Raw genomic sequence first — 15,754 nt, 5'->3', positions numbered from 1 at the left:
GGCAAAGCAAAAGATCAGCGGACGGGTAACGCAGAAAAACCAACTCAAATTGAAGCCGATCAATTCAAGCTAGGCTTCTCGCCGAGGTCGTTATCGACTTGTTGCAATACATGGGGACTGCCGTTAAGGAATGCATCGACCATCTGCTCGATCAGCGCATCAATGTCCTCCGTTACTGGAAGATCGTAAATCCATTTGCGCACGCCAATATAGAAAATGCTGGCATGCAAACTCCAGATCAATTCCAGCTCTTTGTCATTGATCGTTTCGCCTGAGGAGGGTGCCAATCCATGAGCATGGCGAATCTCTGCGATGACAGGAATGAAGACTCGCTCACGCAATTTGGCGAGATACCGATCGTTGATACCTTCACGTGTCAGCCCGGCGAAAACGAAGATACGAATCCATTCCCGCCGCAGAATCACCCCTGCATATGAGGTATAGAAACGAACCAGACGAGACTGAAGGGGTTCCGAGCGATCCTTGATCATCGCTTCCCACGAGGTATCCCACTGGTACACCTCGTCGTACACGCGATCTATCAGCGCCTCTTTGCTAGGGAAATATCGATAGAGTAAAGGCTGGGTAACATCAAGTTGTCGCGCAAGCTCACGGGTGCTCCCCGAGAATCCGCACGTCGCAAAATGCTCGATGGCTTTCTGCACAATCTGCTTTTCCCTGACCTCTGGCGAAAGGCGTCGAGTCGTCGATTTGACGAGGCTTGCGGAGTCCTTTGACTTGCCTGGCTCGTTCTCGTCCACATTTTTTGAGTCTTGCATAACGCCTCACTAGAGCTTCATTCAGGCATCATACAAAACAAAAGAATGTGCTGGCTATGAACCACACCTATTTGGCCAGGCGGCTTTCAATATCCGTCTTGAACAATGTGGGTCGACTTAAATAATGCCCCATGGCCAACACTTCCATCTCACCATCGATTTCCAGCGCAAATGCTGGAAAGCCACGCGCATTCAGGGCTTCCAGCATCCCGTTGCTGCGCTCAAGATGATCCTGCAATGAGTCTGCGGTGACCGAATCAAAAGCCGCCATAAACCTATCTGATTCAAAGCCAAGCTCGCCGGCAATGTCGGCAATCACCCCACGGTCAGCAATGGCCCGTCCCTCCTGGTAGTACGCGACTTGCAAGCGTTTGAGCATTTCAATGCCGCGTCCTGACAGCTGTTGAGCCGTCATCATGGCTGCAATGGGCGGTGAAGAGTCCAGGTAAACGCTTTCATGGTCGAGTACGCCCTGGACGTAAGCGTCTGCGAAGGTTTGTTTGCTGAACGCGGTAATCCGAGCTTCGTGGGGACGAACAAAATCGCGCCATTCACCCGACACAAACTTGCTTTTGTCTCCCGATAACATGCCTACACCATGAGCCTGAATTTCCAGGCCAGGAATCGTGGTGGCCGCCGTGATCATTGGTGCCGCTCCATAGCACCAGCCACAGAACGGGTCGTACACGTAATGCAATGTTGCGGCGCTCATTCAAGCCTCCCGGATCTGCTGTATCTACACAGCGAAAGTGGTCCATTACGTCAAAATCCAACGCTTTAAATTAATCAACGGTCACGAGATCAGCTCACTGGCAAGCCCTCAGGCCCGAGCAACTCGCTGATGAAATCGATAAATGCATTGACGCGCCTGGAGCCGCGATGATTGGGAAGATACAGCGCAGAGATAACCGAACTCGCGTCGTTCGGATTGACAACAAAAGACTCGAACAATGACGTCAGGTGACCGCTACCGATATCATCGTTGACGAGCCAATCAGGTAAAAGAGCCACCCCTCCGCCCGCCAGCGCAACCTCGCGCAAAACCTCCGCATTGTTGCTTTTAAAGCGGCCTTCAATAGGTACTCGAGTCTTCTCACCGGACTTTAAGAAACTCCAAACCTGTTGCTTTTGGCCATAACTAAAGCGCATACACTCGTGCTGCATGAGGTCCATAGGATGTTCGGGGAAACCATGCGCATTCCGGTACTCGGAACTGGCAACCACCCTACGGCTAAAATGACCGACAGGACGACTGACTACACCGTCCATTGCTGCTGCGGAGCCCAACCGGATCGATAGATCGACGCGCTCCCCCAACAACTCAACAATGTCGTCAGAAAGCGTCATGTCCAACACGAGTTGCGGGTAACGCTTCAAAAGCGCGGCGATATGCGGCGCAATCAGACGACGTCCCAGTGCCACAGGTACGGAAATACGAAGATGCCCTGCGGGGACTTCCCCACGGTCAGTGACCGAGGCATCCGCTTCGGCTACAGCGTTCAACACCTCCCGCGCTTTCAAGTAGTAGGCGGCCCCGGCATCTGACAATGAGATTTGCCGCGTGGAACGGTTAAGCAGGACAGCGCCCAGCTCAGCCTCAAGCCCGTCGATCATCCGGGTCACGGAAGACGTCGCCAGGCCCAACTGTCGAGCGGCAGAAGAAAAGCCCTTCGAATCCACAGCCTGGACGAACATTTTCAATGCGAGCAACTTGTCCATGACACTCCTCGACTATCCCCGTTCTCATCTTGGGCATTGCGCGTTCCAGAGACCGATCGACTCAGTGAACCTGCCCGGCTCGACGAGAAACAATCGAGAAGGCGATCAGAGCGACCAGCGACAAGGCGCTTCCCACCGCTGCAATCGCCAACCAGCTGGCATGTTCATAAAGCGAACTGGCCACCGAGGAACCGATTGCACCGCCAACGAAGATACTGATCATGTACAACGCATTCAGGCGGCCTCTGTTGGCGGTGCCCAAGGCGTAGACGGCTCGTTGGCCAAGCACCATGTTCATCTGCACAGCAAAGTCCAGAGCAACACCGGTGACCGCCAAACCAATCACACCGTAAAAGGGATTAATGAAGGCGGGAAGGAAACTCACCACGCCCAGCACCATGGCCAACTGTGAGGCTCGTCGAGTGTGCCCTGCATCAGCGAGTCGACCACTGATAGGTGCAGCGACTGCACCGATGGCGCCGACCAGAGAAAACATCGCAATCTGACTTTGCGTGAGGCCGAACTCACGACTCAACACCAGCGGTACGGCGGTCCAGAACAAACTGAACGATGCAAACATCAGCCCTTGATAAAGCGCTCGCTGACGTAATACGGGTTCGCGGCAAAACAGTTGTCCAAGGGACATCAGCAGTTGACCATACGACGCACGATGGGCTGGCTGCCATTTGGGCATGGTCATGCCGATCACTATGGAGATGATGAGCATCAAGGCAGCAGCCCCGATAAACACTGCCCGCCAGCCCAAATGATCAGCAATCAGGCTCGACAGCGGCCGCGCAAGCAAAATCCCCAGCAGCAAGCCTCCCATGATCCCGCCAACCACTCGGCCGCGAGACTCTTCCGGTGCCAGATGCGCGGCCAATGGAATAAGCATTTGCACGGAGACCGAGCTGAAACCGATGAGTGCCGATACGACAAGAAATACGCTCGGCTGCCTGGCTAAACCAGCGGCGACCAGACTGAAGATCGTAATCACGATCGTCGCTATCATCAGTCGGCGGTTTTCGACCAGGTCCGCCAAAGGCACCAGGAAAAACAATCCGAGGGCATAACCAATCTGAGTCAGCGAAACAATAAGGCTCGCGTGGCCACTCGACATACCGATATCCGGGGCAATCAAGCTGATGATCGGTTGTGCGTAATAGATGTTGGCCACGATGGCACCGCAACAAAACGCAAACAGAAGCACCAGCCCTCTGGTCATTGAAGCTTTTTGTATCGTCGTTGCTGTACCACTTGTAGAAACGCCCATGCCATAGACTCCTGAAGTTCGACAGCGGTGACTTTCCAATGAAAGGTCACTCGCTTTACTGTTTGTCAGGTCAACAAAATAGGCGGCACTCCCCCTCGAGAGAATATGGGCAGGACGCAACGTGACGTTGCGTCCTGCGCAAAAGATGCGCGGCGTAGTCAACGTCCCCTCTTGAGTCAATGGCGCGCAATTGAGCGAGATACCTCATTGCCGGCAAACACCTTTCTGCATCGCGCCTGCTCATCTCCAATATCAGCACCTGGCTTGAAGGTGACTCAGCCATCGTCCTCACCGGCCATCGACAAGCCGTTTGAGCTGAGCGTAGACTACTATTGATCGATCGATCATTAATAGTGTTTTTAACAAAAGAAGGTCTTAAATCTCTCCAGGCTCAACCGCTCCCCCCCCAAAAGCTTCCCTCCTTTTATGCGTCGTCGAGCCAGCCTTGGCCGAGATAAAAATGGGTGGATAAAAATAAAATCTCTTGAGTGAGGCGAAACTCATCGTGACGCTAAGTCTTCGTAGCAAAGTCATCCTTCTGACGATCATCCCTGGCCTTTTGCTGGCTGCAGTGATCAGCGGCATTACTTTTTGGGTTTTGCAAAAGCTGGCATCCGAGGAGGTTGAGCAGACGCGCGACCTCTTGATCAATGAGCGAAAAACTTCACTGAAGCACTATATGGAAATTGCCCAAGCGTCGATTCAGCCGATATACGACGCTTCCAAAAATGGGGATTCCGACGCTCGGGATCAGGCTGTGAAGATTCTGCGAACGCTGAGTTTTGCTAAACAAAACTATTTTTACGGCTATGACTCTTCGTCTGTTCGAGTGTTCTCCGCCAACCTGAACACCGATATCGGCAAGAGCTTTGTTGATAGCAAAGATGCCAACGGCGTGTATGTGATTCGAGGGCTGGTTGAAGCGGCCAAGACGGGTACACATTTTTTCCGGTACGACTGGCAAACCCCCGTCAGCCCGAAACCTACGCCCAAGCTCGGTTACACCGTTTATCTGGAGAAGTGGGACTTGATCGTGGGCACGCAAGTGAATCTGGACGATCTTGAAGTTCAGGTACAGGCCATCGCCAGTGAGCGCTATGAGCGAATCGGCCAGTACACCGCGTATATCCTTTTCCTCGCCGTTTGCGTGCTGCTCCTTGTGGCGCTGATTGGCATTTGGCTAGGAAACAGCATTGTGAAACCTTTACTGGCCATCAAGAAGAACCTGGACGACATCGCCGCTGGAGATGGCGACCTGACACACCGCCTGCCAGTTTCGAGCAACGATGAGCTGGGCGATTTGGCTCACTCGTTCAACTTGTTTGTGGAAAAAATTCATAACCTTGTGCGTCAAATAGTGGAGATGACCGGGCAACTGACGGCACTGGTCGAAGATATGTCGGCCCAGGCACAGCGCTCAGAGCAGGCCATGGATCGTCAGCGCCAAGAGACTGATCAAGTGGCGACAGCCATTCATGAAATGTCCACGGCTGCGCATCAGGTTTCCGTCAGTGCCCAAGGTGCTTCGCAAGCAGCACGAGAAACCAGCGACGTTGGTGGGCAGGCAAAAGATGTCGTCAACAAAAGCATCGAAAGCATTCATTCGTTGATTGAGGAAATAGGACAAAGTAGCTCGTCTCTGGACAGCTTGAACAAGGACGTGCAGTTGATTGCCGGTGTAGTTGACGTCATTCGCTCTATTGCGGAGCAAACCAATCTATTGGCTTTGAACGCCGCCATTGAAGCAGCAAGGGCTGGCGATGCGGGTCGTGGTTTTGCAGTGGTCGCCGACGAAGTTCGAGCCCTGGCCAGCCGTACGCAAAAGAGTACCCAGGAAATCCATGGGATGATCAGCCTGCTTCAAAAAGGCACCCTAGATGCCATGATCACGATGGGCCGCTCCAGCGAAACAGGCCGAACAACAGGGGAATTGGCAAACCAGGCGGGATTGTCGCTGGATGCCATCAGCCAACTGATTTATACAATTAACGACATGAACGCTCAGATCGCCAGCGCGTCCGAAGAGCAGACCGCTGTGGCCGAGGAAGTAAACCGTAGTATGACTCACATCTCCCTGGCGGCTGATGTGGTCGCCGGGGACGCCAAAGATGGTGCACTAACCTCCAGAAGTCTCAGTGAGTTAGGTAATCGCCTAGGTCGTTTGATTAGCCAGTTTCGGATCTAGTAGTGAACCACCGCATCAAGTCATCGGACTTGATGCGGTCCTCTGTAAAATCACCAAAGTGACGCTTGCGGTACTGACGGCTCCGGAGTGACTCTGCAAACCAAGTCGCTTGAAAAGGTATTTTCTCTATGAAGCTGTTAGCCTTTTAAGTTTTCTGGTCCCCGCGAGGTAATCCGGTGCAGTTTATTCCTTTAGTTGACGCCAGCCCCTCTGTTCAAGCACATGTGCGCACTCTCCGAAACCAGGAGGATGTCCGAAATAACATGTACACCTCCCACGAAATCACCGAAGAGGAGCACGAGGATTGGTTGCGTTCTTTGAAAGGAAACAAGCGCCAAGCGGTGTTCGTGGCCATGAGGAATGAGCAGTCCATCGGTGTCGTTTCACTCAACGCCATAAATGCAGTTCAACAAACCGCCGATTGGGCGTTCTATCTAGACACTGAACATCAAGGAAAAGGCATAGGAAGCATTGTAGAGTTTTGGATGCTTGACTATGCATTCAATGACGCATGCCTGGAAAAGCTCAATTGCGAGGTATTGGAAACTAATTCTGCCGTAATAAAAATGCACCAGAAGTTTGGCTTTGAACTTGAAGGAGTTAGACGCAAGAACATTCTGAAAAACGGAAGCCGAATTGACGTGGTACTGCTCGGCATTACCAAAGAAGAATGGAAAAACAAGCGCCCCGCGCTTGAGCCGCTGATTTTGCGTCTACGTAAGCAGGAATGACAATCGTGGGAGTTCGACTTGGACGCCCACCCTTACTGGGTTGATGGTGAGGCTCACTGCCTCGGATGGAAGCCCGAAATGCCTCCGGCATATGAGTGGTTCTTGCTCGGCATTTCGACACTGAAGACGGCCCGTATGTGCAGTGGGCTCGGCGCGAGGTTTCGCCATGATCGCCCTCGCCTGGTTCGCCTACATGTACTGCTACAAGGATCCGCGACCAAGAAGTAAGCCCACCCTGACCAGTTGCGGCCACTCAGCATTTCTCTGAAACAGCTGGCAGGGCGAACTACTGGACCTTATTCGAGCAGGCCTTCTTCGTATATCAGCTATACCCTGATACCCACCGTCAGCGTCCCTGCCGAATTCGTCCGACTGCAAGCCAAAACCTTACGACTCACATTCTGCCGGTGAATGGCGGGCGAGGAATTCTATTGCCATGCCAAACCCTGCAACCAATGCAGCACTGTCACTGCACCTGTAGAAGAAAACCGGAAAGGATGGGCAGAAAATTGCGGGGCATGCGAACGAGGGCATGACCAAAAACTACCAGCGGGACCACGAGGGAGTCGTTTGGGCTGAGGAAATTCCGGACCTGAACATCAGCGAAATCACCGGGTAGTTTTGCGCAGACACAAAAAAGCCGATCTAACTGATCGGCTTAAGTGTCTGATTTTACTCAGGGAATATGGTCGGGACGGAGTGATTCGAACACTCGACCCCTAGCACCCCATGCTAGTGCGCTACCGGACTGCGCTACGCCCCGACTAGGCGTGAAACTCGTCCTTCATCTCGAAGAACGCTCAAGAATATATCGCAAGCTTTTGAAAACTGGAAGTATTCAAACGCATGAATTTATTTCTTGAGGACCACCAGCACATCTTCCAATTCGGCGATCATCTGCCGAATCATCTGTTTGTATTGAGTGGTGTCGTCTTTGGCTTCATCGCCGGACAAACGCAAGCGTGCGCCGCCGATGGTGAACCCTTGATCGTAAAGAAGCGCGCGGATCTGCCGGATCATCAGCACGTCTTGTCGCTGATAATACCGGCGGTTTCCGCGCCGTTTGACGGGGTTGAGTTGAGGAAACTCCTGCTCCCAATAGCGCAGCACGTGCGGTTTTACCGCACACAGCTCGCTGACTTCACCAATGGTGAAGTAGCGTTTGCCTGGGATGACGGGTAGCTCGTCGTTATGACTTGGTTCCAGCATAAGCCTCAACTCGGGCCTTCAACTTCTGCCCTGGACGAAAGGTGACCACACGGCGAGCCGTGATCGGGATTTCTTCACCCGTTTTCGGATTGCGGCCAGGCCGCTGGCGTTTGTCCCGAAGGTCGAAATTGCCGAAACCGGACAATTTGACTTGTTCGTTGTCTTCAAGAGCGTGCCTGATTTCTTCAAAAAACAGTTCGACCAATTCCTTGGCCTCCCGTTTATTCAGGCCCAGCTCTTCATACAGACGTTCCGCCATTTCAGCTTTCGTCAGAGCCCCCATACGTCACTTCCTTAACGTGGCGTTCAACCTTTGTTCGAGCGAGGTGAGGATGTTTTGCGTCGTGGTATTCACCTCATCGTCATTAAGAGTGCGCGATGGATGCTGCCAGGTCAAGCCGACTGCAAGGCTTTTTCTATCAGGATCAATGCCTTTACCCTGATACACGTCAAATAGCCTGAGGTCCGTCAGCCATTCCCCTGCATTTTCACGGATTACGTCCAGTACAGCACTGGCCGCGACGTCTTTTTCGGCGATCAGCGCAAGGTCACGACGCACTTCAGGAAAGCGCGACAACTCCTGGAATTTAGGCATTTTACCCAACGCCACTTCGGCCAGAACCAGCTCGAAAACGAAGACCGGACGGTCGAGACCGAGGGTTTTCGACAATTCAGGGTGGATTGCGCCAACGAAACCTACCAAACGGCCTTCGCGCTCGATGCGTGCGGTTTGACCCGGGTGCAACGCAGGGTGTTTGCCCGGTACGAACGTGAACGAATCCAGTGCACCGGCGAAGCCCAGAACCGCTTCCACGTCAGCTTTCACGTCGAAGAAATCCACGACGTCGCGGCCTTGCGCCCAGCCTTCCGGAAGACGAGTACCGCAAACGACACCCGCCAGCATCGGCTCTTGCTTCAAGCCTTCCAGCTGACCGACAAAACGCAGACCGCTTTCGAACAGACGCACGCGATCCTGTTGACGGTTCAGGTTGTGCTGAAGCGCCTTGACCAGACCAGGCCACAGGGACGAGCGCATGGCCGCCATGTCGTTGGAAATCGGGTTAGCCAGCAGCAGCGGCTCGACACCCGGATTAAACAACTCGAATTGTTTCGGATCGATGAAGCTGTAGGTGATCGCTTCCTGATAACCGCGAGCCACCAGCAGGCGACGCAGTTCAGGCAGATCGCTACGCGCTTCAGCCTTGGCTTGCGGCGCCAGACGGGCTTGCGGATACCGAACCGGCAGACGGTTGTAACCGTACAGACGGGCCAGCTCTTCGATCAGGTCGACTTCGAGGCTGATGTCGAAGCGGTGGCTTGGCACTTCAACGCGCCACTGCCCTGCCCCATCGGCAGAAATCTTCAGACCCAAGCCGCTGAGCAGACGCTCGACTTCGGCCGAATCCATTTCCATACCCAGCATCTGAGTGATGCGTTGCGCACGCAGAGTAACCGGCGCAATCGAAGGCAGGTGCTGTTCGCTGACGGTCTCGATGATCGGGCCGGCTTCGCCGCCAGTGATGTCCAGCAGCAGGCCAGTGGCGCGCTCCATGGCTTCACGGGCCAGTTGCCAGTCCACGCCACGCTCGTAGCGGTGCGAGGCGTCGGTGTGCAGGCCATAGGAACGAGCCTTGCCAGCCACGGCGATCTGATCGAAGAACGCACTTTCAAGGAAAATGTCACGAGTGGTCGCGGTATTGACACCGCTGTGCTCGCCACCCATTACGCCGGCGATTGCCAGGGCGCGGGTGTGGTCGGCAATCACCAGCGTATCGCTACGCAGGCTGACTTCCTGACCGTCGAGCAGCACCAACTTCTCGCCTTCTTCGGCCATACGTACGCGAATGCCGCCATTGATTTCAGCGAGATCGAATGCGTGCAGCGGTTGACCCAGCTCCAGCATCACGTAGTTAGTGATGTCGACGGCCGCATCAATGCTGCGCACATCGGCGCGACGCAGGCGCTCGACCATCCACAGCGGCGTAGGCTTGGACAGGTCGACGTTGCGGATCACTCGACCCAGGTAACGCGGGCAAGCGGCTGGGGCCAGCACCTCAACCGAACGCACTTCATCGTGCACGGCTGGAACGGTCGCCACGAGCGGGCGGGTGACTTCAGCGGCGTACAGCGCGCCGACTTCACGGGCCAGACCGGCCAGGGACAGGCAGTCGCCGCGGTTCGGGGTCAGGTCGACCTCGATGCTGGCGTCATCCAGGTTCAGGTATTCACGAATGTCCTGACCGACCGGCGCATCGACCGGCAACTCCATCAGGCCATCGTTGCCTTCGCCCACTTGCAGTTCAGCTTGCGAGCACAGCATGCCGTTGGACTCAACGCCACGCAGCTTGGCTTTCTTGATTTTGAAGTCGCCCGGCAGTTCGGCACCGATCATGGCGAACGGAATCTTCAGGCCCGGACGCACGTTTGGCGCACCGCACACTACCTGAAAAGTCTCCGAGCCATTGCTGACCTGGCAAACACGCAACTTGTCAGCGTCCGGGTGCTGCTCGGTGCTCAGCACCTCGCCCACCACCACACCGCTGAATTCACCGGCGGCCGGCGTAACGCTATCGACCTCAAGACCGGCCATCGACAGACGGGCAACCAGCTCGTCGCGACTTACCTGCGGGCTAACCCAGCCACGCAGCCATTGTTCACTGAATTTCATCCTGCTCTCCTAAGAATTCGTTACGACTAGCGAAATTGCGCGAGGAACCGCAAGTCGTTGTCGAAGAACAGACGCAAGTCGTTCACGCCGTAACGCAGCATGGCCAGACGCTCAACGCCCATGCCGAAGGCAAAGCCCGAAAACTCTTCCGGGTCGATCCCGGACATGCGCAGCACGTTCGGGTGAACCATGCCGCAGCCCATCACTTCCAGCCAGCCAGTCTGTTTGCAGACACGGCAGCCTTTGCCGCTGCACATCACGCATTCCATGTCGACTTCAGCGGATGGCTCGGTGAACGGGAAGTACGAAGGACGGAAACGCACGGCCAGTTCTTTTTCGAAGAACACGCGCAGGAATTCTTCGATGGTCCCTTTCAGGTCGGCGAAGTTGATATCGCGATCGACCAGCAGGCCTTCGACCTGGTGGAACATCGGCGAGTGGGTGATATCAGAGTCGCTACGGTACACACGGCCTGGGCAGACGATGCGGATCGGTGGCTGTTTCGATTCCATGGTGCGGACCTGTACCGGCGAGGTATGGGTGCGCAACAACATGTTGGCATTGAAATAGAAGGTGTCATGCATCGACCGGGCCGGGTGATGGCCTGGGATGTTGAGCGCTTCGAAGTTGTGGTAATCGTCTTCGACCTCAGGGCCTTCGGCGATGCCGTAGCCGATGTGGGTGAAGAACTGTTCGATACGTTCCAGAGTGCGAGTAACCGGATGCAGACCACCCGAGGTCTGGCCACGGCCAGGCAGGGTCACGTCAATGGACTCGGCAGACAGTTTGGCGGCCAGGTCGGCCTCCTCAAACAGTGCCTTGCGGGCATTGAGAACCTCTGTGACACGCTCCTTGGCAACGTTGATCAGGGCGCCGACTTGCGGACGCTCTTCTGCCGGCAAATTCCCCAGGGTCTTCATCACCTGAGTCAATTCGCCCTTTTTGCCAAGGTAGTGAACCCGGATTTGCTCCAGGGCATTGATATCTTCAGCGCTTTGCACAGCCTCTAGTGCTTGAGAGACGAGCGCATCCAGGTTTTCCATGTACAGACTCCAGATACAAAATAGGGGAAGAGCTTGAAGGCTCTTCCCCTATTTATGACGTTTAACACCTGGCCCCACAGAGGTGAGGCCGGGTGACTGTCGGGGGTACTTAAGCCAAGGTGGCTTTAGCTTTCTCGACAATCGCAGCAAACGCCGCTTTTTCGTTCACTGCCAGATCAGCCAGAACCTTACGGTCGATCTCGATGGACGCTTTTTTCAGGCCGGCGATGAAACGGCTGTAGGACAGACCGTTGATACGTGCACCAGCGTTGATACGAGCGATCCACAGAGCGCGGAACTGACGTTTTTTCTGACGACGGTCACGGTAGGCGTATTGGCCTGCCTTGATTACCGCTTGCTTGGCAACACGGAATACGCGCGAGCGAGCGCCGTAGTAGCCTTTAGCAAGTTTCAGAATTTTTTTGTGACGTTTACGGGCAATGACGCCACGCTTTACACGAGCCATGAGTTACTTCCTCTATTCTTGACTAAAATTAACGAAGGCGCAGCATGCGCTCGACTTTTGCCACGTCAGACGGATGCAGCAAGCTGCTACCGCGCAGTTGACGCTTACGCTTGGTCGACATTTTAGTCAGGATGTGGCTCTTGAAAGCGTGCTTGTGCTTGATACCGTTAGCAGTTTTCAGAAACCGCTTAGCAGCACCACTTTTCGTTTTCATTTTTGGCATGTTCGGATACTCCGCATTCAGTTGATAAACATAATCAGAAGGCCTGCCGTGCCCTGTTGATTACTTCTTCTTTTTCGGGGCGATGACCATGATCAGCTGGCGTCCTTCCATCTTAGGATGCTGTTCGACCGAACCGTACTCGAGCAAGTCACCTTCAACTCGCTTGAGGAGTTCCATCCCCAGCTCCTGGTGGGCCATCTCACGGCCGCGGAATCGCAAGGATACCTTGGCCCTGTCCCCATCACTCAGGAAACGTACCAGGTTGCGCAGTTTTACCTGGTAATCCCCTTCCTCCGTCCCTGGACGAAACTTGATTTCTTTAACCTGAATCTGCTTCTGGTTTTTCTTGGCCGCGGCAATCTGCTTCTTCTTCTCGAAGATCGATTTGCCGTAGTCCATCAGTTTGCAAACAGGGGGTACTGCATCGGCGGAAATCTCCACCAAATCCAGCTTGGCCTCTTCAGCCTTAAGAAGCGCGTCTTCAATTGACACAATCCCAAGCTGTTCACCTTCAGCCCCAATTAACCGAACCTCGCGTGCCGAGATATTCTCGTTGATCGGGGCTTTCGGTGCAGCTCGTTTATCTTGTCTCATTTCACGCTTAATAATAATTACTCCGAATCTGGGCGACCACGCCGGGAAACCGCTTGCGCGAGAAACTCAGCGAACTGGGCGACGGGCATCGAGCCCAGGTCAGCACCTTCACGAGTACGCACAGCGACAGTCTGCATCTCGACTTCCCGATCTCCGATAACCAAGAGATAGGGAACCTTGAGCAAAGTATGCTCGCGGATTTTAAAGCCGATCTTTTCATTTCTCAAGTCAGACTTGGCACGAAATCCGCTTTCGTTGAGAGTTTTTTCAACCTCGGCGGCAAATTCGGCCTGTTTGTCAGTGATGTTCATGATCACTGCCTGGGTCGGAGCCAGCCACGCAGGGAATGCACCCTCGTAGTGCTCGATCAGGATTCCGACGAAACGTTCGAAGGATCCGAGGATCGCCCGGTGCAACATCACCGGATGCTTGCGACTGTTGTCTTCGGAGACGTATTCGGCTCCCAGACGGACAGGCAGGTTAAAATCGAGCTGCAGGGTACCACACTGCCAGACGCGACCAAGGCAATCTTTCAGCGAGAACTCGATCTTCGGACCGTAGAACGCACCCTCGCCCGGCTGCAGATCGTACGGCAGGCCAGCACTATCAAGGGCTGCAGCCAATGCAGCTTCGGCGCGGTCCCACAGCTCGTCGGAACCGACGCGTTTTTCCGGACGAGTGGACAGCTTCATCTCGACGTCTTTGAAGCCGAAGTCGGCGTAGACGTCCATGGTCAGCTTGATGAACGCAGCGGATTCGGCCTGCATCTGCTCTTCGGTGCAGAAGATGTGGGCGTCGTCCTGAGTGAACGCACGTACACGCATGATGCCGTGCAGCGCACCCGATGGCTCGTTACGGTGGCAGGCACCGAACTCGGCCAGGCGCATCGGCAACTCGCGGTAGCTTTTCAGGCCCTGGTTGAACACTTGCACGTGGCAAGGGCAGTTCATTGGCTTGATGGCGTAGTCGCGGTTTTCCGACTGAGTAGTGAACATGTTGTCGGCGTAGTTGGCCCAGTGCCCGGATTTCTCCCACAGGCTGCGGTCAACGACTTGTGGAGTCTTGATCTCCAGGTAGCCGTTGTCGCGCTGAACCTTGCGCATGTACTGCTCGAGTACCTGATACAGCGTCCAGCCGTTCGGGTGCCAGAACACCATGCCCGGCGACTCTTCCTGGGTGTGGAACAGGCCCAGGCGCTTGCCGATCTTGCGGTGATCGCGCTTTTCAGCTTCTTCGATGCGCTGGATGTAAGCCGCCAGCTGCTTCTTGTCCGCCCATGCGGTGCCGTAGACGCGCTGCAATTGCTCGTTCTTGGCATCGCCACGCCAGTAGGCGCCGGACAATTTGGTCAGCTTGAAGGATTTCAGGAAGCGGGTGTTCGGCACGTGCGGACCGCGGCACATGTCGACGTATTCTTCGTGATAGTACAGGCCCATGGCCTGTTCGTTCGGCATATCCTCGACCAGGCGCAGCTTGTAGTCTTCGCCACGGGCCTTGAACACTTCGATCACTTCGGCGCGCGGAGTGACTTTCTTGATCACGTCGTAATCTTTTTCGATCAGCTGTTGCATGCGCTGTTCGATGGCGGCCAGGTCGTCCGGAGTGAAAGGACGCTCGAAGGCGATGTCGTAATAGAAGCCTTCGTCGATGACCGGGCCGATGACCATTTTGGCGGTCGGATACAGCTGCTTGACCGCATGGCCAACCAGGTGGGCGCAAGAGTGGCGAATGATCTCCAGCCCCTCTTCATCCTTTGGCGTAATGATTTGCAGCGTAGCGTCGGCGCTGATGATGTCGCTGGCGTCGACCAGCTTGCCATCGACCTTGCCGGCCACGGTGGCCTTGGCCAGACCTGCACCAATGGATGCGGCGACCTCGGCTACGGAAACCGGGTGATCGAATGAACGTTGACTGCCGTCGGGAAGAGTAATAGTTGGCATGGCGCCTCCTCTCCTAGTGGTGACCCCTACCAAAGGTCACGTGGGTTGGGATGAGCCAGTACAAGATCCGGTCCAGGCCATTCAATGACGAACGCCTGCCTTACAGCGGCAGGAGCCTTGCGGCCAACCGGAAAACCGAACCAGAGTGACTGGGATTCAAATCAGGGTTATTCGAACATCTGCCGCCACCGTGACTGAAGGTCTGCGGAGCTTGCAAATACCCGAGCCAGGCATGCTAGCACAGATGAACGGTCGTCGCGGTGCCGAGGTTTTCTGCTGGGGCAAATCAGTCCTTTTTATGCCAGAGTGCTGAACTTGAACCCCGCTTTACCCCTCAGATAACAAGACATTGACCCACAAGGAGCATCCCAGCATGCGTCTGAATCGTTTGTTCGCAGTAGTCGCCCCCATCGTCCTGTTGCTGCCGTTGGCCGCCCATGCCGATTGGCCGAAGGGCGAGCGCGAGAAATACATGGCTCAGTGCACTCAAGCGGCAACCCCCCAGATCGGCGCTGCGGCTGCAAAAGCCCACTGCGCTTGTGGTGCCGATGCAATCAAGTCATACCCGGCCAGCGACATTCAGTCGTTGATGGACAACCAGGCCAGTGACGCCCTGAAACAACAGGCCCTGACCCAGATTTCCAAGTGCAAGGCCAATAATCCGCAGAAAAAATAAGCCCGACAAGGCGTCAAAAAAGGGTTTGGTGCCGGCAAAAGGCATCTGAAAACCGCCTTTTTCGACAATTTATGCAGGTTTTACAGGTTTTTTTATCGTCTTTACTTTCGGCTGAAAGCCTTTTAAATCGGGGCTTTCAGCCACATCAGGCAACAAAGAAAGCGCGACTGTAGGGCAAACAGCACGTCCGGGGGGCTCCCAAAGCGAACATTTCGACTATGATACCCCGGTGTGCCCAGTTGGCCTGA

At 54.9% G+C, this 15,754-nt stretch carries 15 protein-coding genes and 1 tRNA gene; 3 read left to right on the top strand and 13 right to left on the bottom strand.

Annotation, left to right across the window (positions count from 1 at the left end):
- Positions 1 to 59: 59 nt before the first annotated feature.
- The 4 genes from IB245_RS02860 to IB245_RS02845 all read right to left on the bottom strand — a co-directional run bounded on the left by IB245_RS02860 (position 60) and on the right by IB245_RS02845 (position 3,771).
- The gene (locus tag IB245_RS02860; protein WP_192226400.1) at positions 60 to 779 is read right to left on the bottom strand and encodes a TetR/AcrR family transcriptional regulator; all 720 of its coding nucleotides are present in this window, start codon (positions 777 to 779) and stop codon (positions 60 to 62) included.
- Between the two features lie 67 nt (positions 780 to 846).
- A complete protein-coding gene (locus tag IB245_RS02855; protein ID WP_192226398.1) occupies positions 847 to 1,491 on the bottom strand; it encodes a DsbA family protein in 645 nt (214 codons plus the stop codon).
- 89 nt (positions 1,492 to 1,580) lie between these two features.
- Entirely contained in the window at positions 1,581 to 2,498 is a 918-nt protein-coding gene (locus tag IB245_RS02850; RefSeq protein WP_192226396.1) for a LysR family transcriptional regulator, read from the bottom strand.
- Between the two features lie 61 nt (positions 2,499 to 2,559).
- Complete coding sequence (locus tag IB245_RS02845) at positions 2,560 to 3,771, bottom strand: MFS transporter (RefSeq protein ID WP_008037521.1); 1,212 nt, start codon at positions 3,769 to 3,771, stop codon at positions 2,560 to 2,562.
- Positions 3,772 to 4,276: 505 nt separating this feature from the next.
- Between IB245_RS02845 and IB245_RS02840 the strand changes: the two genes are divergently transcribed.
- Together IB245_RS02840 and pseH are read left to right on the top strand one after the other, a co-directional pair.
- On the top strand, positions 4,277 to 5,956 hold the full coding sequence (locus tag IB245_RS02840) for a methyl-accepting chemotaxis protein (RefSeq protein WP_192226587.1): 1,680 nt from the start codon (positions 4,277 to 4,279) through the stop codon (positions 5,954 to 5,956).
- A 176-nt stretch (positions 5,957 to 6,132) separates the two neighbouring features.
- Positions 6,133 to 6,687, top strand: a complete 555-nt coding sequence (gene pseH / locus IB245_RS02835; RefSeq protein WP_192226394.1) for a UDP-4-amino-4,6-dideoxy-N-acetyl-beta-L-altrosamine N-acetyltransferase — start codon at positions 6,133 to 6,135, stop codon at positions 6,685 to 6,687.
- A gap of 686 nt (positions 6,688 to 7,373) precedes the next feature.
- On the opposite strand, the gene IB245_RS02830 is transcribed toward pseH, so the two are convergent.
- The 9 genes from IB245_RS02830 to thrS all read right to left on the bottom strand — a co-directional run bounded on the left by IB245_RS02830 (position 7,374) and on the right by thrS (position 14,830).
- Positions 7,374 to 7,450, bottom strand: a tRNA-Pro gene (locus tag IB245_RS02830).
- Positions 7,451 to 7,539: 89 nt separating this feature from the next.
- Positions 7,540 to 7,896 carry a MerR family transcriptional regulator gene (locus IB245_RS02825; protein ID WP_003179985.1) on the bottom strand — a complete coding sequence of 119 codons (357 nt, stop codon included), beginning with the start codon at positions 7,894 to 7,896 and terminating at the stop codon, positions 7,540 to 7,542.
- The gene (gene ihfA / locus IB245_RS02820) at positions 7,877 to 8,179 is read right to left on the bottom strand and encodes an integration host factor subunit alpha (RefSeq protein WP_002553164.1); all 303 of its coding nucleotides are present in this window, start codon (positions 8,177 to 8,179) and stop codon (positions 7,877 to 7,879) included. Before ihfA ends, IB245_RS02825 begins: the two co-directional genes overlap by 20 nt.
- Before the next feature lie 3 nt (positions 8,180 to 8,182).
- Positions 8,183 to 10,564: a phenylalanine--tRNA ligase subunit beta gene (gene pheT, locus IB245_RS02815; protein WP_192226392.1), complete on the bottom strand. Its 2,382-nt coding sequence runs from the start codon at positions 10,562 to 10,564 to the stop codon at positions 8,183 to 8,185.
- Positions 10,565 to 10,590: 26 nt separating this feature from the next.
- Positions 10,591 to 11,607, bottom strand: coding sequence for a phenylalanine--tRNA ligase subunit alpha (gene pheS / locus IB245_RS02810; RefSeq protein ID WP_007905876.1), 1,017 nt, complete (start codon positions 11,605 to 11,607; stop codon positions 10,591 to 10,593).
- Positions 11,608 to 11,716: 109 nt separating this feature from the next.
- Positions 11,717 to 12,073 (bottom strand): 50S ribosomal protein L20, encoded by a 357-nt coding sequence (gene rplT, locus IB245_RS02805; protein ID WP_007905879.1) that lies wholly within the window; start codon positions 12,071 to 12,073, stop codon positions 11,717 to 11,719.
- 28 nt (positions 12,074 to 12,101) lie between these two features.
- Positions 12,102 to 12,296: a 50S ribosomal protein L35 gene (rpmI, locus tag IB245_RS02800; RefSeq protein WP_002553160.1), complete on the bottom strand. Its 195-nt coding sequence runs from the start codon at positions 12,294 to 12,296 to the stop codon at positions 12,102 to 12,104.
- Positions 12,297 to 12,356: 60 nt separating this feature from the next.
- Complete coding sequence (gene infC, locus IB245_RS02795; RefSeq protein ID WP_172435341.1) at positions 12,357 to 12,908, bottom strand: translation initiation factor IF-3; 552 nt, start codon at positions 12,906 to 12,908, stop codon at positions 12,357 to 12,359.
- Positions 12,908 to 14,830 carry a threonine--tRNA ligase gene (gene thrS, locus IB245_RS02790; protein ID WP_192226390.1) on the bottom strand — a complete coding sequence of 641 codons (1,923 nt, stop codon included), beginning with the start codon at positions 14,828 to 14,830 and terminating at the stop codon, positions 12,908 to 12,910. The genes infC and thrS overlap by 1 nt, the downstream gene beginning before the upstream one ends.
- 373 nt (positions 14,831 to 15,203) lie before the next feature.
- Here thrS and IB245_RS02785 point away from each other — a divergent pair, with 373 nt between their 5' ends.
- The gene (locus tag IB245_RS02785) at positions 15,204 to 15,506 is read left to right on the top strand and encodes a hypothetical protein (RefSeq protein ID WP_192226388.1); all 303 of its coding nucleotides are present in this window, start codon (positions 15,204 to 15,206) and stop codon (positions 15,504 to 15,506) included.
- Positions 15,507 to 15,754 lie beyond the last annotated feature (248 nt).

Origin of the sequence: Pseudomonas sp. PDM02 (genome assembly GCF_014852285.1) — a bacterium.
Classification (GTDB): Bacteria; Pseudomonadota; Gammaproteobacteria; order Pseudomonadales; family Pseudomonadaceae; genus Aquipseudomonas; species Aquipseudomonas migulae.
The sequence above is the reverse complement of the archived record's forward strand: the minus strand, read 5'-3'. Positions and strand labels throughout refer to the sequence as shown.

Coding starts and splice junctions, on each gene's coding strand:
- thrS (WP_192226390.1), bottom strand. CDS start 14,830: ATGCCAACTATTACTCTTCCCGACGGCAGTCAACGTTCATTCGATCAC.
- IB245_RS02825 (WP_003179985.1), bottom strand. CDS start 7,896: ATGCTGGAACCAAGTCATAACGACGAGCTACCCGTCATCCCAGGCAAA.
- rpmI (WP_002553160.1), bottom strand. CDS start 12,296: ATGCCAAAAATGAAAACGAAAAGTGGTGCTGCTAAGCGGTTTCTGAAA.
- pheT (WP_192226392.1), bottom strand. CDS start 10,564: ATGAAATTCAGTGAACAATGGCTGCGTGGCTGGGTTAGCCCGCAGGTA.
- IB245_RS02850 (WP_192226396.1), bottom strand. CDS start 2,498: ATGGACAAGTTGCTCGCATTGAAAATGTTCGTCCAGGCTGTGGATTCG.
- IB245_RS02785 (WP_192226388.1), top strand. CDS start 15,204: ATGCGTCTGAATCGTTTGTTCGCAGTAGTCGCCCCCATCGTCCTGTTG.
- ihfA (WP_002553164.1), bottom strand. CDS start 8,179: ATGGGGGCTCTGACGAAAGCTGAAATGGCGGAACGTCTGTATGAAGAG.
- rplT (WP_007905879.1), bottom strand. CDS start 12,073: ATGGCTCGTGTAAAGCGTGGCGTCATTGCCCGTAAACGTCACAAAAAA.
- IB245_RS02860 (WP_192226400.1), bottom strand. CDS start 779: ATGCAAGACTCAAAAAATGTGGACGAGAACGAGCCAGGCAAGTCAAAG.
- IB245_RS02855 (WP_192226398.1), bottom strand. CDS start 1,491: ATGAGCGCCGCAACATTGCATTACGTGTACGACCCGTTCTGTGGCTGG.
- pheS (WP_007905876.1), bottom strand. CDS start 11,607: ATGGAAAACCTGGATGCGCTCGTCTCTCAAGCACTAGAGGCTGTGCAA.
- IB245_RS02845 (WP_008037521.1), bottom strand. CDS start 3,771: ATGGGCGTTTCTACAAGTGGTACAGCAACGACGATACAAAAAGCTTCA.